Source organism: Terrabacter aeriphilus, from assembly GCF_039542985.1.
Taxonomy (GTDB): Bacteria; Actinomycetota; Actinomycetes; order Actinomycetales; family Dermatophilaceae; genus Terrabacter; species Terrabacter aeriphilus.
The window spans coordinates 223,473-249,824 of sequence record NZ_BAABIW010000020.1 but is presented as its reverse complement, the minus strand read 5'-3'; the positions used below and the strand labels follow the sequence as shown (position 1 = coordinate 249,824).

The 26,352-nt window shown below is 73.5% G+C and carries 22 protein-coding genes; 4 read left to right on the top strand and 18 right to left on the bottom strand.

Going from position 1 to position 26,352, the window contains the following annotated elements; all coding sequences use genetic code 11:
• Positions 1-47 precede the first annotated feature (47 nt).
• The 4 genes from rplT to ABD979_RS16525 form a co-directional block, all read right to left on the bottom strand.
• Complete coding sequence (gene rplT / locus ABD979_RS16540; RefSeq protein WP_345508599.1) at positions 48-440, bottom strand: 50S ribosomal protein L20; 393 nt, start codon at positions 438-440, stop codon at positions 48-50.
• A gap of 96 nt (positions 441-536) precedes the next feature.
• Positions 537-731, bottom strand: a complete 195-nt coding sequence (gene rpmI / locus ABD979_RS16535; protein WP_020144695.1) for a 50S ribosomal protein L35 — start codon at positions 729-731, stop codon at positions 537-539.
• A gap of 91 nt (positions 732-822) precedes the next feature.
• A complete protein-coding gene (gene infC / locus ABD979_RS16530; RefSeq protein ID WP_425583997.1) occupies positions 823-1,428 on the bottom strand; it encodes a translation initiation factor IF-3 in 606 nt (201 codons plus the stop codon).
• 325 nt (positions 1,429-1,753) lie between these two features.
• Positions 1,754-3,100: an MFS transporter gene (locus ABD979_RS16525; protein ID WP_345508598.1), complete on the bottom strand. Its 1,347-nt coding sequence runs from the start codon at positions 3,098-3,100 to the stop codon at positions 1,754-1,756.
• A gap of 126 nt (positions 3,101-3,226) precedes the next feature.
• Between ABD979_RS16525 and ABD979_RS16520 the strand changes: the two genes are divergently transcribed.
• A complete protein-coding gene (locus ABD979_RS16520; protein ID WP_345508597.1) occupies positions 3,227-5,302 on the top strand; it encodes an elongation factor G-like protein EF-G2 in 2,076 nt (691 codons plus the stop codon).
• Positions 5,303-5,316: 14 nt separating this feature from the next.
• Here ABD979_RS16520 and ABD979_RS16515 read toward each other — a convergent pair whose 3' ends face one another.
• The 4 genes from ABD979_RS16515 to ABD979_RS16500 form a co-directional block, all read right to left on the bottom strand.
• Positions 5,317-6,642 carry a hypothetical protein gene (locus tag ABD979_RS16515; RefSeq protein ID WP_345508596.1) on the bottom strand — a complete coding sequence of 442 codons (1,326 nt, stop codon included), beginning with the start codon at positions 6,640-6,642 and terminating at the stop codon, positions 5,317-5,319.
• Between the two features lie 29 nt (positions 6,643-6,671).
• Complete coding sequence (locus tag ABD979_RS16510; protein WP_345508595.1) at positions 6,672-7,709, bottom strand: hypothetical protein; 1,038 nt, start codon at positions 7,707-7,709, stop codon at positions 6,672-6,674.
• 470 nt (positions 7,710-8,179) lie between these two features.
• Entirely contained in the window at positions 8,180-9,181 is a 1,002-nt protein-coding gene (locus ABD979_RS16505) for an NADP-dependent oxidoreductase (protein ID WP_345508594.1), read from the bottom strand.
• A 99-nt stretch (positions 9,182-9,280) separates the two neighbouring features.
• Entirely contained in the window at positions 9,281-9,709 is a 429-nt protein-coding gene (locus tag ABD979_RS16500) for an organic hydroperoxide resistance protein (RefSeq protein ID WP_345508593.1), read from the bottom strand.
• A gap of 64 nt (positions 9,710-9,773) precedes the next feature.
• Here ABD979_RS16500 and ABD979_RS16495 point away from each other — a divergent pair, with 64 nt between their 5' ends.
• Positions 9,774-10,235 carry a MarR family winged helix-turn-helix transcriptional regulator gene (locus ABD979_RS16495; protein ID WP_345508592.1) on the top strand — a complete coding sequence of 154 codons (462 nt, stop codon included), beginning with the start codon at positions 9,774-9,776 and terminating at the stop codon, positions 10,233-10,235.
• A 12-nt stretch (positions 10,236-10,247) separates the two neighbouring features.
• Here the strand turns inward: ABD979_RS16495 and ABD979_RS16490 are convergent, their stop codons facing one another.
• The 3 genes from ABD979_RS16490 to priA are packed head-to-tail and all read right to left on the bottom strand — an operon-like array spanning position 10,248 to position 13,236.
• On the bottom strand, positions 10,248-11,651 hold the full coding sequence (locus ABD979_RS16490; RefSeq protein ID WP_345508591.1) for a DUF445 domain-containing protein: 1,404 nt from the start codon (positions 11,649-11,651) through the stop codon (positions 10,248-10,250).
• A gap of 23 nt (positions 11,652-11,674) precedes the next feature.
• On the bottom strand, positions 11,675-12,496 hold the full coding sequence (locus ABD979_RS16485; protein WP_345508590.1) for an SseB family protein: 822 nt from the start codon (positions 12,494-12,496) through the stop codon (positions 11,675-11,677).
• Complete coding sequence (gene priA / locus ABD979_RS16480) at positions 12,493-13,236, bottom strand: bifunctional 1-(5-phosphoribosyl)-5-((5-phosphoribosylamino)methylideneamino)imidazole-4-carboxamide isomerase/phosphoribosylanthranilate isomerase PriA (RefSeq protein ID WP_345508589.1); 744 nt, start codon at positions 13,234-13,236, stop codon at positions 12,493-12,495. Before priA ends, ABD979_RS16485 begins: the two co-directional genes overlap by 4 nt.
• Positions 13,237-13,409: 173 nt before the next feature.
• Between priA and ABD979_RS16475 the strand changes: the two genes are divergently transcribed.
• Positions 13,410-14,309 (top strand): homocysteine S-methyltransferase family protein, encoded by a 900-nt coding sequence (locus ABD979_RS16475; protein WP_345508588.1) that lies wholly within the window; start codon positions 13,410-13,412, stop codon positions 14,307-14,309.
• A 26-nt stretch (positions 14,310-14,335) separates the two neighbouring features.
• Here the strand turns inward: ABD979_RS16475 and hisH are convergent, their stop codons facing one another.
• From hisH to hisD, 4 genes are read right to left on the bottom strand one after another with little or no spacing between them, the layout of a single operon-like run.
• Positions 14,336-14,974, bottom strand: coding sequence for an imidazole glycerol phosphate synthase subunit HisH (gene hisH, locus ABD979_RS16470; RefSeq protein WP_345508587.1), 639 nt, complete (start codon positions 14,972-14,974; stop codon positions 14,336-14,338).
• Between the two features lie 33 nt (positions 14,975-15,007).
• Positions 15,008-15,607 carry an imidazoleglycerol-phosphate dehydratase HisB gene (hisB, locus tag ABD979_RS16465; RefSeq protein WP_345508586.1) on the bottom strand — a complete coding sequence of 200 codons (600 nt, stop codon included), beginning with the start codon at positions 15,605-15,607 and terminating at the stop codon, positions 15,008-15,010.
• The gene (locus tag ABD979_RS16460) at positions 15,604-16,764 is read right to left on the bottom strand and encodes a histidinol-phosphate transaminase (RefSeq protein WP_345508585.1); all 1,161 of its coding nucleotides are present in this window, start codon (positions 16,762-16,764) and stop codon (positions 15,604-15,606) included. Before ABD979_RS16460 ends, hisB begins: the two co-directional genes overlap by 4 nt.
• On the bottom strand, positions 16,761-18,128 hold the full coding sequence (hisD, locus tag ABD979_RS16455; protein WP_345508584.1) for a histidinol dehydrogenase: 1,368 nt from the start codon (positions 18,126-18,128) through the stop codon (positions 16,761-16,763). The genes ABD979_RS16460 and hisD overlap by 4 nt, the downstream gene beginning before the upstream one ends.
• A gap of 229 nt (positions 18,129-18,357) precedes the next feature.
• Between hisD and ABD979_RS16450 the strand changes: the two genes are divergently transcribed.
• The gene (locus tag ABD979_RS16450; RefSeq protein ID WP_345508583.1) at positions 18,358-19,620 is read left to right on the top strand and encodes an endonuclease; all 1,263 of its coding nucleotides are present in this window, start codon (positions 18,358-18,360) and stop codon (positions 19,618-19,620) included.
• Between the two features lie 31 nt (positions 19,621-19,651).
• Here the strand turns inward: ABD979_RS16450 and ABD979_RS16445 are convergent, their stop codons facing one another.
• The 3 genes from ABD979_RS16445 to ABD979_RS16435 all read right to left on the bottom strand — a co-directional run bounded on the left by ABD979_RS16445 (position 19,652) and on the right by ABD979_RS16435 (position 26,352).
• Positions 19,652-21,751: a S9 family peptidase gene (locus tag ABD979_RS16445; protein WP_345508582.1), complete on the bottom strand. Its 2,100-nt coding sequence runs from the start codon at positions 21,749-21,751 to the stop codon at positions 19,652-19,654.
• Between the two features lie 92 nt (positions 21,752-21,843).
• Positions 21,844-25,272 (bottom strand): ExeM/NucH family extracellular endonuclease, encoded by a 3,429-nt coding sequence (locus ABD979_RS16440; RefSeq protein WP_345508581.1) that lies wholly within the window; start codon positions 25,270-25,272, stop codon positions 21,844-21,846.
• A 135-nt stretch (positions 25,273-25,407) separates the two neighbouring features.
• Positions 25,408-26,352 carry a pseudouridine synthase gene (locus ABD979_RS16435; RefSeq protein ID WP_345508580.1) on the bottom strand — a complete coding sequence of 315 codons (945 nt, stop codon included), beginning with the start codon at positions 26,350-26,352 and terminating at the stop codon, positions 25,408-25,410.

Below are 26,352 nucleotides of genomic sequence, written 5' to 3'. Positions count from 1 at the left end.
CGGGGTGTCCCGGCGCTCGAGATGCGCTGTGCGTCGGTCGACGTCGCTCAGGCGGCGTCGCCGGCGACCTTCGCCGCTGCCTGGGCAGGGACGTTGGCGCGGGAGAGCTCGACGAGCGTGGCGAAGGCCGGAGCGTCGTTGACGGCGAGGTCGGCGAGGATCTTGCGGTCGACCTCGACACCGGCGGCCTTGAGGCCCTGCATGAACCGGTTGTAGGTCATGCCGTTGGCGCGGGCCGCGGCGTTGATGCGCTGGATCCACAGGCGACGGAAGTCGCCCTTCTTCGCGCGACGGTCGCGGTAGGCGTAGCCGAGCGAGTGGGTGACCTGCTCCTTGGCCTTGCGGTAGAGGCGCGAACGCTGCCCGCGGTAACCGCTGGCGCGCTCGAGAACGACCCGACGCTTCTTCTGGGCGTTGACCGCCCGCTTCACGCGTGCCACGTGAATACTCCTTCTCTGCTTGTCGCAGTGCTTGCTGCTGCTGGCCTACCGGGGACCCGGTCGCTCAGCGAAGTGCTGATGGGTGGGGGTCCCGGCTCACTTGCCGAGGAGCTTCTTGGCCTTCTTGGCGTCCGGCTTGGCGAGCTCGACGTCGTTCGCGATGGAACGCATCTTCTTGCTCGACTTGTGCTCGAGCAGGTGACGGCCGCCGGCCTGCTCACGCATGACCTTGCCGGTGCCCGTGAGGCGGAAACGCTTCTTCGCACCGCTGTGCGTCTTCATCTTCGGCATGGTTGCCGATCTCCTTCGTGTTGCGTGCGTCAGTGGACGCACGTGGTCTGTCGCCGGCGGCTCACGCCTCCGGCCGGTCGACCGCTGCCGATCACTCGGCGGCGGCGGTGGCCTCTTCGGTCTGCTGCGGCGCGTCCTGCGCCTCGGCTGCCGGCGCGTCGGCCGTGCCGGTCGCCGTGCCAGCGGCGTGCTGCTCGCGCGAGCGACGCTGCTCGGCCTTGGCCTCGGCCTTCTTCTTGGTCGGGCCGATCACCATGATCATGTTGCGGCCGTCCTGCTTCGGGGCCGACTCGACGAAGCCGAGCTCGGCGATGTCCTCGGCGAGGCGCTCGAGCAGGCGGCGCCCCAGCTCGGGACGGCTCTGCTCACGCCCGCGGAACATGATCGTCACCTTGACCTTGTCGCCCGCCTTGAGGAACCGCTCGACGTGGCCCTTCTTGGTGCCGTAGTCGTGCGGGTCGATCTTCGGACGGAGCTTGATCTCCTTGATGACCGTGTTGACCTGGTTCTTGCGCGCTTCCCGTGCCTTCATGGCGGCTTCGTACTTGAACTTGCCGAAGTCCATGAGCTTGGCGACCGGCGGCTTGGCCATGGGGGCCACCTCGACGAGGTCGAGGTTCGCCTCCTCGGCCAGACGCAGCGCGTCCTCGACGCGGACGATGCCGACCTGCTCGCCGTTGGGGCCAACCAGACGCACCTCCGGGACCCGGATGCGCTCGTTGATGCGAGGCTCGCTGATGTGGTGCTCCTAAGTTCGAGAAATGATGTGACCAGACGGGTGGTGCCTGCCTGTCCTGCTGCGACCACAACGAGAAAAGGGCTCCCCGTGTGTGCACGAGGAGCCCAAGGGTCACGTATGCCGGACGGTCGCCGTCGCGTCACACGGCTCGAACCGCTGCCGTGGAGGCATCCGGTCGAGCAGACCTTGACCCGGCGACCGTGAGGTCGACGCGGGTGGAAGCGAGCTTCTCTTGCACGTCGTCACCGGCGTCCGCCGAGGCGGGGCGCGTGGTGACGGCTGGTCAGTGCTCCATGCTAGCAGCCGGGCGCCCCGACTCCGAATCCGCACCCACCGTGCCCACTGCTCCGGCCGCGCCCGCCGCAGCGGGGACCGCGGGCCGGCGTCCGGCGCGCCGCGACGTGCCGGAGGCCAGCAGCCCACCGACGGCGACGACCAGGCCGAGACCGCCGACGACGACGAAGCCCCGGGACCAGCCGCCGTGGTCGATGGCGAAACCGGCGACCGGCGCGCCGATGGCCGAGCCGGCCGTCATGGCGGAGCCGTGCCACCCCATCATCTCGCCGCGGAAGCGCTCGGGCACCTGCCGGCTCAGCTGCTCGACGGTCGCCGTGATCGTCGGGGCGCAGAGGAACCCCGAGATCGTCACGAGCACGGCGAAGCTCGGCACCCCGACCGCGAGCGCCACCGGGACGGTGGTGGCGGCGAGGCCCGCGAGCAGCCAGAAGACGGAGAAGGAGCGGTGCCAGGCCCCGTAGAGGAGGCCGCCGACGAGCGAGCCGGCGCCCCACAGCGCGAGCACCCACCCGATCGCACCGGTGTCGCCGAACGAGCGCAGCGCCGCGACGATCGACACGTCGGTGCCGCTCAGCACGAGGGTGGAGCACGCGGCGGCGAGGTAGACCGCCGCGACCGGGACGGTGATGAACCCCCGGAATGCGCGGGGCGCACGGGCGGGGGCGCCGCCGGTGCGGTCGGCCGGGACCCCGTCCGTGTCGTCACCCGCTCCCTCGACGTCGCCGTCGGTCGCGCCCGCCAGGGCACCCGGCCCGGCGGTCAGCGGCGGGTTGACGAGCCACAGCACGAAGCCCGCGGCGACGGAGGCCAGCTCGCAGACGAGCAGGGCCCAGCCCGTGTGCCACGACGTGGCGAGCCAGACGCCGATCGCCGGACCCGCCATGAACGACAGCTCGGTCGCCGACGAGTCGAGCGAGAGCGCCGTCCGCCGCTGCTCGAGCGGGACCGACCGGATGATGACCTGGCGCAGGATCGAGAAGGTCGGCACGACGAACAGGCCTGCGAGCGCCGCCACCGCGATGAGCGGGGCGTAGCCGACCCACGGCGCGACCGACCAGCAGACGGCCTGCACGACGAGCGAGGGCCCCACGGTGCGGCGCAGCCCGATGCGGTCGAGCAGGCGCCCGCGCCAGGGTCCCGAGACGGCGACGGCCAGCGTGGCGGCCGCCGTGACGAGGCCGGCCTCGCCGTAGCTGCGCCCCAGCGTCGTGACGACGTGCAGGGTGAGGATGACCCCACCCGCCCACATCGGCACGCGGATGAGGAACCCGAGCAGCAGTGCCGACCGCGTGTCGCGGTCGGCCAGCACCGGCCGGTACGCCCCGAGATCCATGGCGGCAGCCTGTCACCCCGCACCGACAGCGCGCACCCCGGGCGGCGGGGACCCGGCACACGGCCGCGGGCGGAAGGCACGCGGTGGGGCTTGTGGACGACCGGACGACAGGAGAAAGGTGTTGCCATGGCAAAGACGCCCGGCAGATCAGACCTTCTTGCGGCCCCCAACCCCGCCTCGCCGCAGGACATCCGCAACGTCGTGCTGGTCGGACCCGGCGGGGCCGGCAAGACCGCCCTCTTCGAGGCGCTCGTGGCGGCCCGGGTGCCGGGCCAGCGCACGGGCGGCACCGACCACGTGCGCACGACGCGGCTCACCGTCGCCTCGTTCGAGTCGGGCGGCCTCACCGTCAACCTGCTCGACACCCCCGGCTACCCCGACTTCGTCGGCGACCTGCGGGCCGGGCTGCGGGCCGCCGACGCCGCCGTCTTCGTGGTGTCCGGTGCCGACGACGTCGACCGCCCGGTCAGCCTGCTCTGGCGCGAGTGCGCGGCCGTCGGCATGCCGCGGGCCGTCGTCGTCACGCACCTCGACCAGCCGCGTGCCGACTTCTCCGCGACCGTCGACACCTGCCGGCGCACCTTCGGCGACGTGCGGGCCACGCACTGGCCGGTCATCGAGGACGGCGCCGTCCGTGGCGTCGTCGGGCTGCTGACCGGCGAGACGTCCGCCGAGCACGAGGACGCCCGGGCCGCCCTCATCGAGTCGGTCATCGAGGAGTCCGAGGACGTGACCCTGCTCGACCGCTACCTCGAGGGCGAGACCATCGACACCGAGTCGCTGCTCGCCGACCTGCGCACGGCCATCGCGCAGGGCACCTTCTTCCCCGTCGTGCCCGTGTCGCCGACGACCGGGGCCGGCGTCGACGAGCTGCTGCGGCTCGTCGAGCAGGCCTTCCCCGACCCGACGCGCCACCCCCTGCCCGCCGTGACGACGCCCGCGGGCGGCGCCGTCAAGGGCGTCGCGTGCGACCCGTCCCAGCCGCTCGTCGCCGAGGTGGTCCGCACGACCACCGACCCCTACATCGGGCGCCTGTCGCTCGTCCGCGTCTTCTCGGGCACGCTGCGCGTCGACGAGCCCGTGCACGTCTCCGGCCACCTCGGCGACTTCGTCGGCCACGAGGTCGCGGGACACCCGTCCCACGACGACGACGAGCGCGTCGGCCCGCTCGCCTCGCCCTTCCTCGACGGGCACCGTCCTCGCGGCACGGCCATCGCCGGGGACCTCGCGCTCGTGTCGAAGCTGACCCGCGCCGAGACGTCCGACACGCTCTCCTCCTGCGACCGCCCCGCCGTCGTCGCCCCGTGGCTGCTGCCCGAGCCCCAGCTGCCCGTCGCGATCCGCGCCGCGACCAAGTCCGACGAGGACAAGCTCGCCAGCGCCCTGGCCCGCCTCGTCGCCGAGGACGTCACGATGCGGATGGAGCACTCGAGCGAGACCGAGCAGGTCGTGCTGTGGACGATGGGGCAGGCCCACGTCGACGACCTCATCGAGCAGCTCGCCGACCGCTACGGCGTCACCGTGACGGCGGAGCCCTACCGCACCGCCCTGCGCGAGACGTTCGTGCGCCGGTGCTCCGTGCAGGGCCGCCACGTCAAGCAGTCGGGCGGGCACGGGCAGTATGCCGTGTGCTCCCTCGAGATCGAGCCGCTCCCCCGCGGCGCGGGGTTCGAGTTCGTCGACAAGGTCGTCGGTGGTGCCGTGCCGCGGCAGTTCATCCCCTCCGTCGAGAAGGGCGCCCGGCACCAGCTCGAGAAGGGGCTGCTCACCGGCCACCCGGTCGTCGACGTGCGCGTCACCCTGACCGACGGCAAGGCGCACTCCGTCGACTCCTCCGACGTCGCGTTCCAGACCGCGGCCGCCCTCGCCCTCAAGGAGGCGGCGAACGCCTCGACGATGGCCCTGCTCGAGCCGATCGACCGCGTCGACATCACCATCGCCGACGAGTACCTCGGTGCCGTCATGTCCGACCTGCGCGGCCGGCGCGGGCAGGTTCTCGGCACCGAGCCCGCTGACTCGATGAACGACGGCGTCGCGACCGAGGGCGGGTGGACCGTCGTGCACGCCGAGGTGCCGCAGGCCGAGCTCTCGCGCTACCCCATCGACCTGCGCTCGGTCTCGCACGGCACCGGCTCCTTCGTGCGCGAGCCCGCGCGTCACGACCTCCTGCCGGCCGACAAGGCCAAGGACCTGCTGGGCTGAGCGGCGCCCCGACGTCAGCAGGCCGACAGCGACGCGGGCACCCGCGAGAGCAGGCTCGCGGCCGTGCCGTCGAGGGCGCCGTGGGCGCTCATCCCCCCGGCTCGCAGGACGAGGGCGCTGCCGCCGGAGGTCCACGGTCGCGTCAGGGCGGGCGGGGTCACGACGTCGTCGCGGGCGGTGACGACGCAGCCGCGACGGCCCACGAGGTCGATCGCGGGGGGCGTCGTCGGCCCGGCGCCGCAGGAGAGCACGGCGTCGAGCAGGGCGGCGAGGCCGGTGTCGCCCGTCGCGTCGGCCTCGCTCGTCGGGCTCGTCGGGCTCGGGGCACCCGTGCCCGAGTACCACCCGCACGTGCCGGCCCGGTACGAGAGCAGGTTGGGCAGCACGGCGCCGTCGCCGTAGCGGAAGGTGGCGGCGTACGCCTGGCGGGTCAGGGTGTCGGCGCTTCCGGTGCCCGTCCGCGCGCCGAGGGCGGCGACGGTCTCGCGCAGCAGGTCCGGGTCGGGGGCCGAGCCGACCAGGGCGAGGGCCGCCTCGTAGTCCCGGGCCTCGAGCGAGCGCCCGGCGCCGAGCCGGTCGAGGACGCCGGTGCAGGCGGGTCGGCCCGCACAGAGCGCGCGGGCCCGCTGCAGCACCGCGTCGGCACGCGCCGCGTCGACGGCGCCGCTGCTGCCGGCCACGGGTGCGGGGCTGAGCAGCAGCAGGGGCACGTCGGCGGTCAGCGCCGCCGCGACGCGGACGGCGCCGAAGGAGACGCCGACCCCGGAGGTGACGCGGCCGTGAGAGGGCGCGAGGGCGTCCGCGACGGCGGCGCGGTAGTCCGCGGGGACGAACCGCCACCGGCTGGGGTCGCACGACGCGCCGGTGCTCGAACCGGGTGCGGTGATCGCCGCCCACGAGGCGACGCGCGCGGCCTCGGCCGAGAGGCACGCGTCGGTCGGTGGGGTGACCTCCCACGCCTCCCCCACGACGAGCACGTCGTGGCCGGCGAAGAGGTCGAGGTCGGCGAGGCGCTCGAGGGTCTGCTCGACGGAGGTGCCGGGGCCGCCGAGGTCGACGAGCACGACGTCGTCGAGCCGGCTGCCGGGCCGCGCGACGAGCACCGTCGGCAGGCCGGCGTGCTCGGCGCACGTGACGGCCGGCTGGGAGCAGAGCTCACCGCCCCAGGCCGGCGGACCGGCCTGGGGCGGTGGCACCGTGGCGTCCCCGGCCACGGGGCCGGGCGTCGCTGCGCCGGGGCCCGGTGGTCGGGCGTCACCCGACGACGAGCAGGCCGTCGTGAGGGCGAGCAGCAGCGCTGCCGCCGCCACGGCGAGGCGGTTCGAGGGGTGACGTGCCACGGGTGGTGCCTCTCAGGTGGTGCCTCGGGTCACGAGCAGGTCTTGCTGGCGTCCCAGGTGCTGCACTTCTTGGCGGGGTAGACGTAGCGGGCCATCTCGAGCCGCTGGTAGCTCGTGAAGTTGAGCGCCTTGCCCTGCTTGACCTTGACCGCGATCTGGAAGCCGACGGCGCGGTTGCCGCCGTTGAAGACGGCGCCCTGGGTCATGTAGTTGCGGTAGTAGCCGGGGTCGCTCGTGCTGAACGAGATGTCGTTCTTGTCGCAGTCGGCGAAGGTGCCGCCCGCCGAGACGCCGTAGGCGCTGACCCCGATGTTGTAGCTGCCCTTGCAGTTGCCCGTGAAGTCCTGCTGCGGCGACTGGTCGATGCGGTCGACCGCGTTGGCCCGCGTGGCGTCGGTGGAGTGCACCGAGATGTAGAGACCGGTCACGGAGTAGTTGATGCCCCCGATCTCGTAGGGCTGCCCGAGGCCGGTGCGGCGCATGGCGATGTAGTCGTACTTGCTCGACCCGTCACCACCGGTCAGCTTGCGCTTGAGCCACTTGGACTCCATGAAGCCGGCACCGCTGATCTTGATGACGTAGGTGCCGGACGTCAGCGTCGTCCAGCTCGCCATGCCCTGGCCCTGGCGCGCGGAGGCCGTCGTCGACGTGTCCTCCGAGACGACGTCGGCCACGACCTTGCCCCCCTCCGTGCGGACGGAGACCGACGAGACGTCGAGCCCCTTCGGCACGGCCATCGACACCCCGTCGGAGAGCACGAACGACTCGGTGTCGCCGTCGAGGTAGGTCTGGCCGTTGCCCGCGGCGCGGCGGGCGAGCTCCTGGCGCAGGGCCTTGAGGTCGGCCTTCTCGCGGGCCCCGACCCGGGCCTGCTTCGCCCCGAGACGGGCCTTGGCGATCGTCGCCGCACCGACCTCGAGCGAGATCGCGGCACCACCCCGCGTCGCGGACGCCTTGACCGGCGACGTGGCCTGCGGCGTCGCCGCCGGTGCGGCGTGCGCCGCGGGGCTGAGTGCCAGCACCAGCCCGGCCGCGACCGCGGCCCCTCCCAACAACCTTCGCTTCATTCCCTGTTTCCCTTCATCGTAGGGTCCCGGGCACTGTCGTCCCGAGCACGAGGGGACGCCGAAGGCCTGCACCACGGGTGACGAGCTCGCCACTGCCGCACGGTGACTCGCCGGGCACGGAATCGGCCCGGGGCGGTCGTCGCGTCGCGAGGAACCCGGCCTGCAGCGGACGCGCGGGGGCGGGGAGCCGGTCGCTCGACGCCGGGCGCGCTCGACGCCGCCCCGCTCGACCGGTCGCTCAGCCGCACCACGTCACCCCTGACCCAGGCCCCTGTTCCTGCGCGAAGACTAGCCACCCCCGGGGTGCCGCAGGGGGAAACGGCGCAACCTGTCGGGGGCCCCGGCCCGGTGACACACGCACGAACGGACCCACCGCTCCCGCCCACGACGAAGGCCTGCGCCGCGGAGGTAGTCCGTGGCACAGGCCTTCTCGGTGCGCACCCGCAGGGCGTGCGCGGTCGCGCGCGTCGTCAGAGGCGCACGAGCATCTTGCCGACGTTCTCGCCGCGGAGGACACCGAGGAAGGCGTCGACCGCATGGTCGATCCCGTCGACGAACGTCTCGCGGGAGGCGAGGGAGCCGTCGGCGATCCAGCCGGCCGCCCGCTCGGCGTACTCGCCGGAGAGGTCCCAGTGGTCGCCGACGAGGAAGCCGGTGATCGTGCCCCGGGTCTGGATGAGGCGGGCGAGGTTGCGCGGGCCGGGGGCCGCCTCGGTGTTGTTGTACACGGAGATCGCGCCGCAGATCGCGATGCGACCGCCCTGGCGCAGCGAGCCGATGGCCGCCTCGAGGTGGTCGCCGCCGACGTTGTCGAAGTAGACGTCGATGCCGTCCGGGGCGGCCTCGCGCAGCAGGTCGGAGACGCGACCCTCCTTGTAGTTGAAGGCGGCGTCGAAGCCGAGGTCGTCGAGCAGGTGGCGCACCTTCTCGTCGGAGCCCGCGCTGCCGATGACCCGGCTCGCGCCGAGCGCCTTGGCCACCTGGCCGACGACGCTGCCGACGGCACCCGCGGCGCCGGAGACGAAGACGACGTCACCCTCCTTGAGCCCCGCGACGCGGGTCAGTCCGGCGTAGGCGGTCAGGCCGGTCATGCCGAGCACGCCGAGGTAGGCCGAAGCCGGGGCGACCGCGGTGTCGACGACCCGCACGGCGGAACCGTCGACGACGGCCTCCTCGCGCCAGCCCAGGCCGTGGAGCACGTGGTCGCCCACGGCGACGGCGTCGGAGCGCGACTCGGTGACGACGCCGACCGCGCCGCCCTGCATGGCCTCGCCGAGGGCATACGGCTCGGCGTAGGACTTGGCGTCGCTCATGCGGCCACGCATGTAGGGGTCGACCGACATGACCTCGTTGCGCACGCGCACCTGGCCCTCCTCGAGGGGGACGGACGCGGTCTCGACGAGGTCGAAGTCGTCGTGGGTGGGCCAGCCGACGGGGCGGCTCTTGAGCTGGACTTCACGGGCGGTGGTCATGGGGTCTCCTTCGGTGACGGGCCACGCAGGGACGGGCGCACGTCGGTGGGGGTGGGCGGTGGGAACGCGGTGGGGGAAGGCCGTGGAGCGACCGGGCCCTCAGTCGACGTGGATCTCGACCGGGATGTTGCCGCGCGTCGCGTTCGAGTAGGGGCAGACCTGGTGCGCGGTGTCGACGAGCTCGCGGCCGAGCTGGGCGTCGATGCCCTCGGGCAGCTCGACGTGGAGCACGACGGCCAGGCCGAAGCCGGCGCTCGAGGACCCGGAGAGGCTGACGTCGGCGGTCACCGCGACGTCGAAGTCCTCGACCCGGCGCTTGCGGGCGACGACGCCGAGGGCGCTCGCGAAGCACGCGGCGTACCCGGCGGCGAAGAGCTGCTCGGGGTTGGTGCCCTCACCGCTGCCGCCGAGCTCACGCGGCGGGGCCAGGGTCACGTCGAGGCGGCCGTCGGAGGTGACGGCACGGCCCTCGCGGCCCGAGGCGGTGGCCGACGCGACGTACGAGGCGGTCTGGGTGGCGCTGCTCATGTGGTTCTCCTCAAGTTCATTGCGACCAATTATGTTGTGCGCAATTTGATAGTACGCTTGAGTCATGAGCCCGTCCAATCCCACCGCCGCCGCCCCGAGCCCCCTCAGCCTCGAGCAGCAGATCTGCTACGCGATGCACACGACCGTGCGCGCGTTCGACGGCGTCTACCGCGAGCTGCTCGCGGAGCACGGCCTGTCGTACCCGCAGTACATCGCGCTCATGGCCGTCGCCGAGCACGGTCCGCTCACCGTCAGCCGCCTCGGCGAGCTGATGCGGCTCGACTCCGGCACCCTCTCCCCCCTGCTCAAGCGGATGGAGGCGGCCGGGCTCGTCGGACGCGCCCGTGACCCGGAGGACGAGCGGCGGGTGCTCGTCTCGGCCACGACGACCGGGCGCGAGCGCATCGAGGCCCTGCGCGACCTGCCGCTGCAGATCGCCGCGCGCAGCGGCCTCTCGCGCTCGGAGATGCTCGCGCTGCACGACACCCTCCGCACCGTCACCGAACGGCTCGACGCCCGCTCCTGAGCCGGCCGCCGCTCAGGTGGGCAGCACGACCGAGACGGCGTGGATGAGCATGCCGATGAGGCCGCCGACCAGGGTGCCGTTGATCCGGATGAACTGGAGGTCGCGGCCGACCTGAAGCTCGACGCGCTCGGCGGTCTCCTTGCCGTCCCAGCGGTCGACGGTGTCACTGATGATCCGGGTCAGCTCGGTGCCGTAGCGGTCGATGGCGTAGACGGTCGCGTCGCAGATGCGGGCGTCGATGCGGTCGCGCAGGTCGGCGTCGGCGAGCAGCCGGTCGGCGAGCGCCGTCACCTCCTTGACGGCGCGGGCGCGCACCGGACCGGCCTCGTCCTCGAGGGCGGCGACGACGACCGCGCGCAGCGAGACCCACAGCGACATGGCCGTGTCGGCGACCTGCGGGTGCGAGAGCACCCGCTCCTTGAGCCGCTCGGCCTTCGCCTGCGTGACCGGGTCGTGCTGGAGGTCGTCGGCGAGGTCGATGAGCAGCTTGTCGAGGGCGATGCGCACGTCGTGGCGCGAGTCGCCCCGGATGTCGGCCAGCCACTTGAGGGCCTCGACGTGGATCTTGCGCGCGACGAGGTCGTTGACCGCGGTCGGCACCCAGGACGGCGCCCGCTGGGTGATGAGCGACTCGAAGAGGTCCTCGTTGTCGACGAGCCACACCCGCACCTCGTCGAGCGCGAGGTCGACGAGGCCCACGTGCGCCTCGTCGCGCACGACCTGGTCGAGCAGCCCGCCGAGCAGCGAGCTCACCGGCTCCTGTGACAGCCGGGGCAGCACCGCCTGCTCGATGACGGCCCGCACGTCGTCGTCGGGGATGCGGTGCAGGGCGTGGACGGTGACGGTCGCGACCTCGTCGACGAGCCGCTTGGCGTGGCCCGGGGCGAGCGCCCACTCGGCGGCCCGCCGGGTGGGCTCGGCGTCGAGCACCCGCTCACGGATGATGTCCTCGCGCATGAAGTTCTCGCTGACGAACTCCTCGAGGCTCTTGCCGATCATCTCCTTCTTGCGCGGGATGAGCGCGGTGTGCGGGATCGGCAGGCCGAGCGGGTGGCGGAAGAGCGCGGTCACGGCGAACCAATCGGCGCACGCACCCACCATCGAGGCCTCGGCCCCGGCGTTGACGAAGCCGAGGAAGCCGTCGTCGTGGCCGCGGGTCAGGACGTAGACGATCGCGGCGAGGACGAGCAGCCCCGTTGCGACGAGCCGCATCCGGCGCAGGTCGCTCCGGCGCTGGGCGTCGAGGGTCGGGTCGCCGATGAAGCCGAGCGGGCCCCCGCTGCCGCCGCCGCGACGACCCGCCCGTGCGGCGCCGGTCCCGGGCTCCGGCGCGGTCACCGGGGCCGTGCCGGGCTCGGCCGGACCCGTGGGGCGCTCGGGATCGCGCTCCCGGGTCGCCTGGGGTGTGGGGTCCACGTGCGCCACCTCCGCGGGTGTGCTCAGCGCGCCGCTTCCAGCGCGAACGTCAGGGCATCGATCCTCGCACGGGTCTCCCCGTCGGTCGCGATCCGCTCGCCGATCCGGGTGGCGACGGCGCCCACCCGGTCGGCGTCGAGGCCAGGGCGCAGGCCCAGCACCACCCGCAGCACACCGGCTCCGGCGGGCTCCCCCGCCTCGAGCCGGTGGCTCGTGACGTCGGGCTCGGCCCGGACGGCTGCCTCCACGGCCGCGGCGACGTGCGCGTCGAGGTGGCTCGGCGTCCAGTCCCGCTCCTGCGCGAGCGCCCACAGCATGCTCGGGCGCAGCACCGTGGCGTGCGTCGAGGCCACGTCGACGACGAGCACCTGGCACTCCTCGCTGATCGCGGCCTGCGCCGCGGCGGCCGCGCGAACCGGCACGGGCCGGGCGGTCGGGTCCCAGTCGGCGAGCGCCGCGAGCGAGCTGAAGACCGGCAGGGCCCTCGAGCCGTCCGGCCCGGTCAGCGTCACGGCCGCCATGTCGCTGCGGGTGTCGACGGCGTGCGCGCCGGAGTCGTCGACCTCGGCGGCCACCGCGACGACGGGCACCAGCCAGCGGGCCCGGGCGACGGTCGCGAGCAGGTGCGTCTCGGCGTCCGGCCCCGGCGTCGCGCCGGCCGAGGCGAGGGCGGCGAGCAGGCTCGGGTCGGCCTCACCGGCGTCGCCCGAGAAGCCGTGCGACGGGATCGACTTGCCCTCCCAGGCCTGCCCGGCCGAGTCGGCAGGGCGCCCGTGCTCGTCGTGGTGCCCGTGGTCGCGGTGCCCGTGGTCGTGGTCCCCGGCGTGGGGATCGGCCCCGCTCACGAGGCGGGACGGCCGGCGACGTCGAGCGCCTCGGGCAGCGTGAACGCGCCGCGGTAGAGGGCCGACCCGACGATGGCGCCCTCGACGCCGTCGCCGACGAGCCCCCGGATCGTCGCGATGTCCTCGAGCGTCGACACCCCGCCGCTCGCCACGACCGGGCGGTCGGTGCGGGCGCAGACGTCGCGGAGGAGCTCGACGTTGGCGCCCTGGAGCATGCCGTCCTTGTTGACGTCGGTGACGACGTAGCGCGCGCAGCCCTCGGCGTCGAGGCGCGCGAGCGTCTCCCACAGGTCACCGCCCTCGCGGGTCCACCCCCGCGCGGCGAGGGTCGTGCCGCGCACGTCGAGGCCGATGGCGACGCGGTCGCCGTGCGCCGCGATGATCGAGGCGGTCCACTCCGGGTCCTCGAGGGCCGCGGTGCCGATGTTGACCCGCCGGCAGCCGGTGGCGAGCGCCGCCTCGAGCGACTCGGTGTCGCGGATGCCGCCCGAGAGCTCGACCTGCAGGTCGAGGCGCCCGACGATCGAGGCGATGAGCTCGCGGTTGCTGCCGCGCCCGAAGGCCGCGTCGAGGTCGACGAGGTGGATCCACTCCGCGCCCTGCTCCTGCCACCGCAGGGCCGCCTCCCACGGGTCGCCGAACTCGCCGCCGCTCCCGGCGACGCCCTGGACGAGCTGGACGGCGCGGCCCCCCGCGATGTCGACGGCGGGCAACAGCTCCAGGCGCGGCTGGTCGGTCATGACGAACGGGCTCCTCACGGGGTGGACGGTGACGCCACCCGAGTATGCCGTGTCGCCCGGATCCGCCGATCAGACGTATCGCGCGAGCGGGTCTGCTACACCGGAAGGAGTCCGACCCGACTCGCCGACGGGAGCCCGACGTGAACCCCCTGCCCCAGCAGTCCGGTCGACCCATGGTGACCGACGGAGGCCTCGAGACCGACCTCATCTTCAACCACGGCGTCGACCTGCCCGAGTTCGCCGCCTACCCACTTCTCGCCGACGGCACCGGCCGCGCGCTCCTCACGGCCTACTACGAGGCGTATGCGCGGATCGCCGACCGGGCGGGCGCCGGCCTGCTCCTCGAGGCACCGACGTGGCGGGCCAACCCCGACTGGGGCGCCCGCCTCGGCCACTCGGCCGACGACCTGAGGCGGGCGAACTCCGACGCCGTCGGCCTGCTGCGCTCCCTGGCGAGCCGGTATGCCGCCGAGCTCGGGCTGCGCGACGTCGTCGTGAGCGGCACGGTCGGGCCGCGCGGCGACGGCTACCGCAGCGCCGGGTCACCTTCCCCCGACGAGGCGGCGGCCTACCACGCCGCGCAGGTCTCGGCGTTCGCCGAGGCGGGCGCGGACCTCGTTGCCGCCTACACGCTCACGACGCCCGGGGAGGCGATCGGCGTGGTGCGTGCCGCACGTGAGCACGGCATCCCCGTGGCCATCTCGTTCACCGTCGAGGTCGACGGTCGCCTGCCCGACGGCACGGGTCTCGCCGACGCCGTCGAGCAGGTCGACGCCCAGGCAGCGCCCGACCACTACCTCGTCAACTGCGCCCACCCCGAGCACGTGCTCGCAGGGCTGCCCGGCCCCGGGGAGGGGGCCGACTGGCGCACCCGGGTGCTCGGCGTGCGCTACAACGCCTCGACGCGCAGCCACGCCGAGCTCGACGAGGCCGAGGACCTCGACGCCGGCGACCTCGACCGGATCGCCGACGGGCACACCCGCGTGGCGTCCCGGCTGCCGGGCCTCACGGTCGTCGGCGGCTGCTGCGGCACCGACGCGTCGCACGTGGCGCGCCTCTGGGGCGTCGGCTGACGACCCAGAGGCCCGGGGCGCCGCCGTCAGAGGCTGTGGACCCAGTTCTCGAGGAGGTGGAGTCCCGCCTCGCCGGACTTCTCGGGGTGGAACTGCGTGGCGGCGAGCGGGCCGTTCTCGACCGCGGCGACGAAGCGGGCGCCGTGCTCCGCCCACGTGACGCGGGGCGCGACCCGCGCGAAGGCGCCGGTCGCCTCGAGCGTCCAGTCCTGCACGGCATACGAGTGCACGAAGTAGAAGCGCTCGTGCTCGACCCCGGCGAAGAGCGTCGAGCCGGACGGCGCCTCGACCTCCGACCACCCCATGTGCGGGACGACCTGGGCCGGGAGGCGCTCGACGGTGCCGGGCCACTCGGCGAGCCCCTCGAGCGGGGCGTCGGAGGGCTCTGTCGAACCGTCGAAGAGCACCTGCATGCCGACGCAGACGCCGAGCACGGCCCGCCCGCCGCTGATCCGGCGGCCGATGATCCGGGGGCCGTGGGCGGCTGCGAGTCCCGCCATGCAGGCGTGGAAGTTGCCGACGCCGGGCACGAAGAGCCCGTCGCACTCGAGCGCGCGGTGCGGGTCGGAGGTCAGGGTGACCTGCGCCCCGACGCGCTCGAGGGCGCGCACGGCGGAGCGGACGTTGCCGCTGCCGTAGTCGAGGACGACGACGTCGGCGCTCACCGGGGCCCCACCATCGTCACAGACCCACCATCGTCACAGCGCTCCCTTGGCGCTCGGGATGCCGACGACCCGCGCGTCCGGGGCGATCGCGGCCCGGAGCGCCCGCGCGACGGCCTTGAACTGGGCCTCGACGATGTGGTGCGGGTCGCGGCCCGCGAGCACGCGCACGTGGAGGCAGAGCCCGGCGTTGGAGGCGAGGGACTCGAGCACGTGGCGCGTCATGGAGCCGGTGAAGTGGCCGCCGATGAGGGCGTACTGCTGACCCTCCGGCTCCCCCTCGTGCACGACGTAGGGACGGCCGGCCACGTCGACGACCGCGTGGCACAGCGCCTCGTCGAGCGGCACGGTCGCGTCGCCGAAGCGCGAGATGCCGCTCTTGTCGCCCAGCGCCTCGCGCAGGGCCTGGCCGAGCACGATCGCGGTGTCCTCGACGGTGTGGTGCACGTCGACGTGCACGTCGCCCGTGGCCCGCACCGTGAGGTCGATGAGCGAGTGCTTGGCGAGCGAGGTGAGCATGTGGTCGTAGAACGGGACGCCGGTCGAGACGTCGGCGGCGCCGCTGCCGTCGAGGTCGAGCCAGAGCTCGACGGACGACTCCGACGTCGCGCGGGTGATCTTCGCGGTGCGGCTCATGCGACGGTCTCCTGCTCGTGGGTGGTTGCCAGGTGGGTGGGGGCGAGCGCGACCATGGCCTCGAGGAAGGCGGTCGTCTCCTCGGGGTCGCCCGCGGTGACGCGCAGGTGGTGGGCGATGCCGACGTCGCGCACGAGCACGCCACGGTCGAGCAGCGCCTGCCACGTCGCCTTCTCGTCCGCGAGCCCACCGAAGAGCACGAAGTTGCTGTCGCTCGCCACCGGTGCGGCGCCGAGGGTCGCCAGCCGCTCGACGATGCGGTCGCGCTGGGCCTTGATGACCTCGACCGTGCCGAGCATGAGCTCGGCGTGCTCGAGGGCGACGCGCGCGATCGTCTGGGTCGGCGTGCTCAGGTGGTAGGGCAGGCGCACGAGGCGCAGCGCGTCGACGACCTCGGGGGCCGCGACGAGGTAGCCCAGCCGCCCACCCGCGAAGGCGAACGCCTTGCTCATCGTCCGCGTCACGACGAGGCGGGGGTTGTCGGCGACCAGCGTCAGCGCGGATCGCGTTCCGGCGCGGGCGAACTCGGCATACGCCTCGTCGACGACGACGATCGCGTCGGGTGCGGCCTCGAGCACCGCGGTGATGACCTCGAAGGGCAGCGCGGTGCCCGTCGGGTTGTTCGGCGAGCAGAGGAAGACGACGGCCGGGTGGTGCCTGCGCGCCTGCTCGGCCGCGGCCTCGGCCGTGAGATCGAAGGCGCCGGGACGCCCCGCCCCACGCAGGCCGTCGACCCACGTCGCGCCGAGCGTCTCGCTGATGATCGGGTGCATCGAGTAGCTCGGCGTGAAGCCGAGCGCCACGCGCCCGGAGCCGCCGAACGCCTGCACGACGTGCGAGAGCACCTCGTTCGAGCCGTTGCCGGCCCACACCTGCTCGGGCGTGACCGGCACCCCCGACTGGCGCACGACGTATGCCGTCAGGGCCGCGCGCAGGTCGGCGAAGTCGCGGTCCGGGTAGCGGTTGAGCGAGGCGACGTCGCCCGCGAGGGCCTCGAGGATCGCGTCGACGACGGCCTGCGGCACCGGGTAGCTGTTCTCGTTGGTGTTGAGGCGCACCGGCACGTCGAGCTGCGGGGCGCCGTATGCCGTGCGCCCGCGCAGGTCGGGACGCAGCAGCCGCTGCACCTCGGCCGCGGCGCTCGCCGACTCGGTCACTGCGGCACCTCGTCGCCGAACCGCGCCGTCACGGCCTCGCCGTGGGCCGGGAGGTCCTCCGACTGGGCGAGCGTGACGACGTGGCGGGCGATCTCGCGCAGGGCGGCCTCGTCGTACTCCACGACGTGGATGCCCCGGAGGAACGACTGCACGGAGAGCCCGCTCGAGTGGCTCGCGCAGCCGGCGGTCGGCAGCACGTGGTTGGAGCCCGCGGCGTAGTCGCCGAGGCTGACCGGTGCGTGCGGGCCGACGAACACGGCGCCCGCGTTGCGCACCCGCGCCGCGACGGCGGCCGCGTCGGCGGTCTGGATCTCGAGGTGCTCGGCGGCATACGCGTTGACGACCGCGAGACCGGCGTCGACGTCGTCGACGAGCACGACGCGCGACTGGGTGCCCTCGAGCGCCTCGGTGACGCGGGCGGAGTGCTTCGTGGCCGCGACGCGGCGGGCGAGCGCCTCGCGCGTGCGCTCGGCGAGCTCCTCGCTGTCGGTGACGAGCACCGACGCGGCGAGCGGGTCGTGCTCGGCTTGGCTGACGAGGTCGGCCGCCACGTGCTCGGGGTCCGCCGTGTCGTCGGCGAGGATCGCGATCTCGGTCGGGCCGGCCTCGGCGTCGATGCCGATGAGGCCCTTGAGCAGGCGCTTGGCCGCGACGACCCAGATGTTGCCGGGCCCGGTGACGAGCGAGACGGGGTCGCAGACGACCTGCTCGCCGTCGACGACGCCGTGGTCGGGGTCGTCGTCGACGAAGCCGTGCGCGAACATCGCGACCGCCTGGGCGCCGCCGACGGCATACACCTCGTCGACGCCGAGCAGCTCGCAGGCCGCGAGGATCGTCGGGTTGGGGTACCCGGCGAACTCGCCGGAGTTCTCGCGCTGCGGGGGCGAGGCGACCGCGAGCGAGCCGACCTCGGCGAGCTGGGCGGGCACGACGTTCATGATGACGCTGCTGGGATAGACGGCGAGGCCACCGGGGACGTAGAGCCCGACGCGGTCGACGGCGACCCAGCGCTCGGTGACGACACCCCCGGGCACCACCTCGGTGCGCGTGTCGGTGCGCCGCTGGTCGGCGTGCACGACGCGGGCGCGGCGGATCGACTCCTCGAGGGCGGCGCGCAGGTCGGGGTCGAGGCGCTCGAGCGCCGACCGCAGCACGGCGCGCGGGACCCGCAGGTGGGTGGGGCGCACGCCGTCGAAGCGCTCGCCCAGGTCACGCAGCGCCGCGGCGCCGCGATGTTCCACGTCCTCGCAGATCGGCCGCACCTGCTCGAGGGCAGCCGTGACGTCGAACTCGGCTCGGGGCAGTTCCCGGCGCAGGAAGCGCACGTCGAGAGTGCGGCCGCGCAGGTCGAGAGAGGACATCATGGGTCACCAGTCTAGGAGGCGCGCCGCTGTGCTCCGACCCGGTCCCGGAGTGCGGCGGGTACCGGGCGCGGACCGAGCGCGGACCGGGAGCACACCTGCCGAATCCTGACCTGCCCTGACGAAGGGCTGACCCGCGGCTGACCCGGTGGCGGTGCTCGGTCGGCGACGCTCGTCACGCCGCCCACCCGGGTGGCCCGAACTCCCCTCCCTCCACCCCGCAGGAGCCCCCGTGCCCGTCGTCATCTCCCGGCGCCGCCTGGCCGCACTCGTCACCGGCGTCGCCGTCGCCCTCGTCCCACCGAGCCTCGCCCTGTCCACGGCCGCGGGCGCACCCGCCGCCACGCTGCCCGTGCCCGCGGCGGCTCCCGCCGCCCTGACGTCGGCAGCCGCGGCCCCCCTCACCGTCGCCCAGGCCGTGGCCGCGCAGACCGGCGCGAGCGCCACGGTGCGCGGCTACGTCGTGGGCCAGCCCACCGCGACCTCGACGGTCGTGCGCTCGGGCTTCCCCAACGACTACGCCCTGGCCGTCGCCGACTCCGCCGCGGAGACCTCGACGAGCCGGATGCTCTACGTGCAGATCCCGGCGGCGTCGCGCTCGGCGTGGGGCCTGCAGACCAACCCCTCCCTCCTCGGCCGGCAGATCGACGTCACCGGCGCGCTCTCGGCGTACTTCTCGCACCCGGGCATGACCTCGGCGTCGGCCTTCGCGTTCAGCGGCACGTCCACGAGCACCCCGCCCCCGACGACGAGCACGACCAGCCCGACGAGCCCTGCCCCGACCGGCACCTCGGGCCCGTACGACTCGACGTACTACGCGTCGGCGATCGGCAAGACGGGCACGGCCCTGCACACCGAGCTCCACCGGATCATCTCGAACGGCGTGACCACCCTGACCTACGACCAGGTGTGGACCGCGCTCAAGGACACCGACCAGGACCCGGCGAACGCGAACAACGTCGTCGAGATCTACTCCGGCCGCTCGATCGCCAAGTCCGACAACGGCGGTGGCGTGGACCAGTGGAACCGCGAGCACGTGTGGGCCAAGAGCCACGGCGACTTCGGCACGAGCAACGGCCCGGGCACCGACGTGCACCACCTGCGCCCCGAGGACGTCACCGTCAACAGCACGCGCGGGAACCTCGACTTCGACCTCGGTGGCTCGGCGGTCTCCCAGTGCACCGGCTGTCGCAGCGACGCCGACTCCTTCGAGCCGCGCGACGCCGTCAAGGGCGACGTCGCCCGGATGATCTTCTACATGGCCGTGCGCTGGGACGGCGGCGACGGCTTCGCCGACCTCGAGCCCAACAACCAGGTCGGCAACGGCTCGGCTCCGGCCATCGGCAAGCTCTCGGTGCTCAAGCAGTGGAACCTGCAGGACCCGCCGGACGCCTTCGAGAAGCGCCGCAACCAGGTCATCTTCGACACCTGGCAGCACAACCGGAACCCGTTCGTCGACCACCCGGAGTGGGTCACCGCGATCTACGGCTCCTGACGCGTCCCACGCCGACCGGGGACGGCCGCGCTCACGACGTCTGGTCGATGAGCACGGCCGTCTCCCAGGCCCATTCGCGCCACAGGTCGTAGCGGCCGGAGCGGCCGCCGTGGCCGGCCGCGAGCTCGGTGCGGAAGAGGATCTGGGCGGGGTCGTCGACCTCGAGGTCGGCGTGGCGCAGCGCGGCCACCCACTTGGCCGGCTCGGTGACGTAGACGCGGGTGTCGTCGAGGCCGGCTGTCACGAGCAGGCTCGGGTGGCGCGACGGTGCGACGTTCTCGTAGGGCGAGTACGACTTCATGAGGGCGTATGCCGTGGGGTCCTCGAGCGGGTTGCCCCACTCCTCCCACTCGACGACGGTGAGCGGCAGGCTCGGGTCGAGCACCGTCGTCAGCGCGTCGACGAAGGGCACCTGCGCGTGCACGAAGCGGAACCGCTCCGGAGCGAGGTTGACCACCGCACCCATGAGCAGCCCACCCGCCGAACCGCCCTCTGCGGCAAGCCGATCCGGCGCGACGATACCGGCCTCGACGAGGTGGTCGGCGCACGCGACGAAGTCGGTGAACGTGTTGGGCTTCGCCTCGAGCTTGCCGTCGTCGTACCACGACCGGCCCATCTCCGAGCCGCCACGCACGTGGGCGATGGCGAACACCCAGCCGCGGTCGAGGAGCGAGAGCCGCAGCACGGAGAACCACGGGTCGCTCGAGATGCCGTAGGCGCCGTAGGCGTTGAGCAGGCCGGGAGCCGTGCCGTCGTCGACGAGGTCGCCGCGGTGCACGACGGAGATGGGGATGCGCGTGCCGTCGGGCGCGGTGGCCCACTCGCGACGCTGGCGGTACTGCCCGAGGTCGACGCCGCCACGGACGTGCTGGCGCTTGAGCAGGGTGAAGGTGCGGGAACGCACGTCGTAGTCCTCGACGGTGCGCGGCGTGACGAGCGACTCGTGCACGACCTGGAGGGTCGGCGTCGCCGCCTCGGGGTTGACGCCGACGTGGAGCGTGCCGATCGGCTCACCGACGGCGATGTCGTGCGCCTCCCCCAGGCCGTTCTGCGCCTCGGGGTCGCGCAGCACGACGCGTACCCCGGTGCCACCCTCGCGCCGTAGCGACACGGCGATGAAGTCGTCGAATCCCTCGGCGCCCGTGACGTACTCGTCCTCGGTGGTGACGTCGAGCGGCACCCAGTCGTCAGCCGAGGTGCTCGTCACCGGGGCCGTCGCCAGCTCGAAGTTGACGCGGTTCGCGTTGTGCGTCACGAGCAGCTGGTCGCCGAACGGCTCGATGTCGTACTCGACGCCCTGCCGGCGCGGTGCGACGACGCGAGGTGTGCCGAGCGGGTCGGCCGCGTCGAGGAGGCGGAACTCGCTCGTCGTCTTGGAACCGACGGCGATGATGACGAGCGAGTCGTCGCGGGAGCTGCCGACACCGACGAAGAAGCGCTCGTCGGTCTCCTCGTGCACGAGGACGTCCGTCTCGCTCGGCGTGCCGACCTCGTGGCGCCACACCTGGTGCGGGCGCCAGGCGTCGTCGACGCGGGTGTAGAAGAAGTGGCGCGCATCGAGCGACCACGCCAGGGACCCGCCGGTCTGCCGCACGACGTCGTCGAGCACGACGCCGTCGTCGATCCGGCGCACGCGCACGTCGTAGCGCTCGTCGCCGACGACGTCGACGGCATACGCGATCAGGTCGCCGGAGGGCGACACCTCGCTCGCGCCGACGGCGAAGAACTCGTGGTCGCGGCCCTCGACGTTCTGGTCGAGCAGCACCTGCTCCCCCGCCGGCGGGCGCCCCGCGTCGAGGGTCGGTCGTGTCGGGTGCTCCGCGACGAGCACCCGCGCCTCCACGGCGTACTGCTCCCCCTCGACGGTGCGTGAGTAGTACCACCAGCGGTCGTGGCGCACCGGCACCGAGAGGTCGGTCTCCTCGATCCGTGACCGGAACTCCTCGAAGACCTGCTCGGCGAGCGGGCGCAGGTGCTCGGTGCGCTCGGTGGCGTGGGCGTTCTCGGCGAGGAGCAGCGAGCGCAGCTCCTCGGAGTCTCGGTCGGCCATCCACGCGTACGGGTCCTCGAAGCGGTCGCCGTGGTGGACGCGGACGACGGGGTCACGGCGGGCGGCGTGCGGGTGCTGCATCCGCGCAGTCTAGGTCGGGACGCGACGACGGCCCGGAGCAGGTGCTCCGGGCCGTCGCCGAGGTGGCCGTCTGCGGGCCGTGGGGCGCCGCGTCAGCGACCCACGGTCACGGCCCCGGTGACCGGACGGCTGCCCGAGTCGTGCACGACCGTCCCGGCCGCGTCGGTGACGACGATCCGGAAGGTGTCGACGCGGCCGCGGTCGGTCACGGTGACGGCGGCGCGGTAGCCGGACCGGCCGTTGACCGTGACGGGCCCGCTCGTGCGCGCCGAGTCGCCCGAGACGACGAGCCAGTCGTATGCCGCGGAGGCCACGACGAAGCGGGGCCCGGACGCGGTGTAGGCGAGCACGCCCGCGGGGGTGGCCCCGGTGCGGCCGTAGCCGGCTGCGAGGACGAACGCGCCGCTGCCCGCGCGTCCCGGGTCGACCGGGAAGGAGCCCGCGGGCAGCTTCACGGTGCCGGCACCCGCTGCGACGCCGGCCGCCCGGTCGTAGACGACGACGGTCGTCGTGCCCGAGTCCGCGTGACCCCACTGGTCCGTGACGGTGACGGTCACGGTGTAGACGCCGGCCGCGCGGTAGACGTGGCTGCCGCTGACGGCCTCGCCCGCGACCGTGCCGGCGCTCGACTGCCCGTCGCCCCAGGCGATGCTCGCCGTGTGGGTGTCGAGCGGGTCGACGTCCGTGAACGTCGTGCCGACCGTCACGGGCGCACCCACCGACGTGGCGCTGGTGGGGCCGGTGACCGCGCCGACGACCGGCGCCGCGTTGGCCAGGTCGAGACCGACGACGACCGGGTCGTGGTCGGAGATCCGGAACTCGTCGGGCGCGTAGAGGCTCGACACCTGGGCGGCCGTCTTGAACTCGGTGTTGTAGTCGAGGATCGACGGCTCGTCGGCGTTGACGTGCCAGTCACCGACCCCCGTCACCTGGCGGGCGAGCGATGCCGAGCCGAGCGCGTGGTCGAGGTAGCCCCACTGCCCGTCGAAGGCGTACGAGTACGCCTCGCGGCCGTTGCGCGCCTCGATGAGGTTGGCGTAGCCGGCCTGCTCGAGCGTCGTGATCGGGTCCTCCTTGGCGTAGGAGTTCATGTCGCCGAGGATGAGGACGTCGGGGTCCCCCGTGCGCGTCGGGTCGCCGGCGAGCCAGCTCGCGAGCAGCTGCGCCGACCGGACGCGGACCGCGGTGCAGTTGCCCTGGCCGTCACCGGCGTCCGGCACGCTGCACGCGCTGCCCTTGCTCTTCAGGTGGTTCGCCACGGCGACGAAGGTGCCGCCCGTGGTGGTGTCGCGGAACGCCTGCGCGAGCGACGGCCGGTTGCGCGGCTCGGGGTCTCCGCCGGTGACGAACTCCGTCGTGTTGAGCGCGGCGGTCGTGCCGACGGGCTCGACGGCACCCGGCTTGTAGAGCATGCCGACCTTGATCGCGTCGTTGCCGAGGGCGTCGGTCTGGCCGGTGCGCGCGTCGGCGTCGACGAACGCCCACGTGCCGGCGCCGTCCTCGTCGTTGAGCCGGTCGACGAGGAACTGCTCCGCGCTGTCGGCGCCGTAGCCGTCGTTCTCCATCTCCATGAACGCCACGACGTCGGCGCCGGTGCCCGACACCGCGGCGACGGTCTTGCGCCACTGCCGGTCGAACTCGGCGGCCGTGTTCGCACCGCGGCAGTCCATGACCGCACCGGTGAGCCCGCCGCGGCAGTTGTTGCCGCTCGTGTCGAGCGTCGTGAAGAAGTTGAGCAGGTTCATCCCGACGACGCGGGTGGTGCCGCCGACGGCCGGCGGGCCCGACGGACGCGCGTTCGTCGGCTCGAAGTCGACCGTGGCCGCTGGCGTGACGGGACGGATGCGGTAGGCGTTGCCGCTCGCCACGTTGCCGGCCCACGTGTAGGTGAGCACCCCCGTGAGGCCGGTGACGGTGTCACCCCCACGAAGGGTGTTCTCCGCGGTGAGGGGCTGACCGCCGCGCCCGAAGACGATGGGGTCGACGTTCTGGGCCTGGGAGGTGTCGTCGAGGATCACCTTGCGCAGGTTGTTCGCGGCCTGCAGGGCCCGCGCCTCGGCGCCGGGGGCGACGACGTTGGTCGGCTGCTCGAGGCGGCCGCCCTGCGCGAGGGTGACCTGGCCGAAGCGGCCGAGCTGGAAGTGCTCGGTCACCGACATCTGCTGCGGGAGGGTGACGAGCATGCCCTCGTAGCGCTCGAGGTCGCTGCTGCTCGCGACGGGGAAGCGCACCTCGGTCGGGGTGACCGTGCCGGTGCCGCAGACCGTGACCGAGCCCGCGCTGACCTGGGTCTGGCCCTGGTTCTCACCGGCAGTGCCGGTGACCGTGACGAGGTCGCCGACCTCGACGGCGTCCGCACCGTTGCCTTCGAAGACGAAGATCGCATCGGAGGTGGCCGGGTCGCCGTCGCCCGTCGGGTCCTGCACGTAGAAGCCGCGCAGCGCCGGTGACGCCCCCTCGTAGTCGCCGACGACGACGCCGCGGGTCGTGACGGTGCCGGTGACGGCGGCCGTGTCGCCGCTGCCCTGGATCGCGGGGATCGGCGTCGTCGGGGCCTCGCAGGGACCGACGCTCGGCACCGTGAAGCGGATCGTGGCGTCGGCCTCGGGCGAGTCCGGCGGGTCGACGTCATCGGTGTCGGTGACGGCGGCCGCCGTGACCGTCAGGGCGCACGAGTCGCCGCGGGCGAAGTCGGCCGACGGGTCGAGCGTGAAGGTCGTCGGACCGCCGCTCACGGCGAGGGTCTTCGCGCCGGAGACCGAGCAGGTCAGGGAGAACGCGTCGGCGCCGGCGACCACGGGCTCGGAGAAGGTCACCGTCGGGCTGGCATCGGGCGCCACGGTCGTCGTGCCGTCGGCGGGCTCCGAGGAGACCAGCGCCGGGGCGGCGTCGGCGACGGGTCCGCCGTCGGTCGTGTGGCTGCCGAGGCCGTCGAACGTGTCGGCCGGGTAGGAGTCCCACTCGGTGGCGGGGTCGAAGGCGTCGGTGCTCACCCGGTCGCCGCCGGTGACCGACGCCTTGCGCCGCAGGGTGTGGTTGGCCGTCGTGACGGGCGAGGTGCCCCACTCGGTGCCGGGGTCGACCCCGACCTGGCCGATGGAGTCCACGACGGTGGAGCCCCTACGCAGCTCGATCGCGTCGTCGCCGTTGAAGGTGAGCGAGCTGCTCAGCTGGTCGGCCGCGAGGATCGCGGGGTCGTTCGCCGTGTTGTCGTTGCCGACGACGAAGACGTCGCCGGGCGCCACGGTGCCCCGGAGGGCGATCGTCGAGCTCGACGAGCCACCGTTGACGGACGTGAACAGGCTGTAGGCGCCCGTGAGGGTCACCGGAGCCGACGTCGGGTTGTAGATCTCGATGGCCTTGTTGTTGCCCGTGGCCGGCTCGACGTACTCGCTGATGAACAGCTCGGTCGGGGTCGCCGCCGAGGCCGGGGCGGCCAGGGCGACGGGGGTGAGGCCGACGGCGAGCGCTGCGGTGGTGACCGCTGCGACCCGACGTGCGGCAGGACGAGATTGACGCATGGATTTCCTCCCTGGGACCGGCTCCTCAGCGCGGTCTGCGGGTCACCCTAGACGCGGGCGCGGCGTCTCGCGCGTCGAGACGACCACCGCCGGCTGAACGGGCGGTGACATCGAGCCGTCCGTCCCGGCGCACCTTCAGAAGGTCGGCCAGGCGCCCGTCCACCGCGTGAGCCGGCGTCGGCTGACGAACCGGCGCGGGGTGCCGTCGACGGGGTCGTCGAAGGCGAGCACGGCCGCGAGCAGCTGCAGGGGGCGGGTGAAGTCGTCGAGGGGGACGTCGCGCTCCTCGGGGTAGAGCGGGTCGTCGGCGATGGGGACGCCGAGGCCGTCGAGCTGGCAGCGCAGCTGGTGGGTGCGGCCGGTGCGCGGGGTCAGCCGGTAGAGCCCGAGCTGCTGGGGGCCGGTGGCGAGCAGCTCGACGAGCGTCTCGGCGTTGGGCTCGACGCCCTCGACCTCGCGGGCCTGGTGGGTGCCGTGCTCCTTGACGAGGTGGGTGCGCCGCACGAGCGGCAGCTCGAGGCCCGGGCGCACCGGGGCCACCGCGAGGTACTGCTTGGTCGCGAGCCCCTCGGCGAATACCCGTTGGTACGCCCCGCGCCAGCGCTGCTCGGTCGTGAACATCAGCACCCCGGCGGTGGGCCGGTCGAGCCGGTGCGCGGGCGCCAGCCGGTCGAGGCCGGTGAGCACCCGGGTGCGCGCGAGGGCGCTCTGCACGACGTGCCGGCCCCGCGGCATGGAGGCCATGTCGTGCGGCTTGTCGACGACGACGATGCGTTCGTCGCGGTGCAGCACGACGGGCTCCTCCGGGTGCGCCACCTCGTCCGGCAGGTCCCGGTGCGCCCAGACGGCCGCCTGCGGCACGAACGGGGCGTCGGCCGGCACGGGCGAGCCTGCGGCGTCGACGAACTCGCCCGCCGTGAGCATCCGGTCGACGTCGTCGGCGGTGAGGCCCGGCGTCAGCCGTTCGACGAGGTGGTCGCGCAGCGACGCCCACGGGCCGGCCTGCGGCATCCGGAAGCGCTGGGCGTCGACCCCGTGGCGGGGCGGCAGCGGGGAGGGTGGGATCGGTCCGCGCGCCAC

Coding starts and splice junctions, on each gene's coding strand:
- rpmI (WP_020144695.1), bottom strand. CDS start 731: ATGCCGAAGATGAAGACGCACAGCGGTGCGAAGAAGCGTTTCCGCCTC.
- ABD979_RS16525 (WP_345508598.1), bottom strand. CDS start 3,100: ATGGATCTCGGGGCGTACCGGCCGGTGCTGGCCGACCGCGACACGCGG.
- ABD979_RS16520 (WP_345508597.1), top strand. CDS start 3,227: ATGGCAAAGACGCCCGGCAGATCAGACCTTCTTGCGGCCCCCAACCCC.
- ABD979_RS16510 (WP_345508595.1), bottom strand. CDS start 7,709: ATGAAGCGAAGGTTGTTGGGAGGGGCCGCGGTCGCGGCCGGGCTGGTG.
- ABD979_RS16505 (WP_345508594.1), bottom strand. CDS start 9,181: ATGACCACCGCCCGTGAAGTCCAGCTCAAGAGCCGCCCCGTCGGCTGG.
- ABD979_RS16500 (WP_345508593.1), bottom strand. CDS start 9,709: ATGAGCAGCGCCACCCAGACCGCCTCGTACGTCGCGTCGGCCACCGCC.
- ABD979_RS16495 (WP_345508592.1), top strand. CDS start 9,774: ATGAGCCCGTCCAATCCCACCGCCGCCGCCCCGAGCCCCCTCAGCCTC.
- priA (WP_345508589.1), bottom strand. CDS start 13,236: ATGACCGACCAGCCGCGCCTGGAGCTGTTGCCCGCCGTCGACATCGCG.
- ABD979_RS16475 (WP_345508588.1), top strand. CDS start 13,410: ATGGTGACCGACGGAGGCCTCGAGACCGACCTCATCTTCAACCACGGC.
- hisB (WP_345508586.1), bottom strand. CDS start 15,607: ATGAGCCGCACCGCGAAGATCACCCGCGCGACGTCGGAGTCGTCCGTC.
- hisD (WP_345508584.1), bottom strand. CDS start 18,128: ATGATGTCCTCTCTCGACCTGCGCGGCCGCACTCTCGACGTGCGCTTC.
- ABD979_RS16445 (WP_345508582.1), bottom strand. CDS start 21,751: ATGCAGCACCCGCACGCCGCCCGCCGTGACCCCGTCGTCCGCGTCCAC.
- ABD979_RS16440 (WP_345508581.1), bottom strand. CDS start 25,272: ATGCGTCAATCTCGTCCTGCCGCACGTCGGGTCGCAGCGGTCACCACC.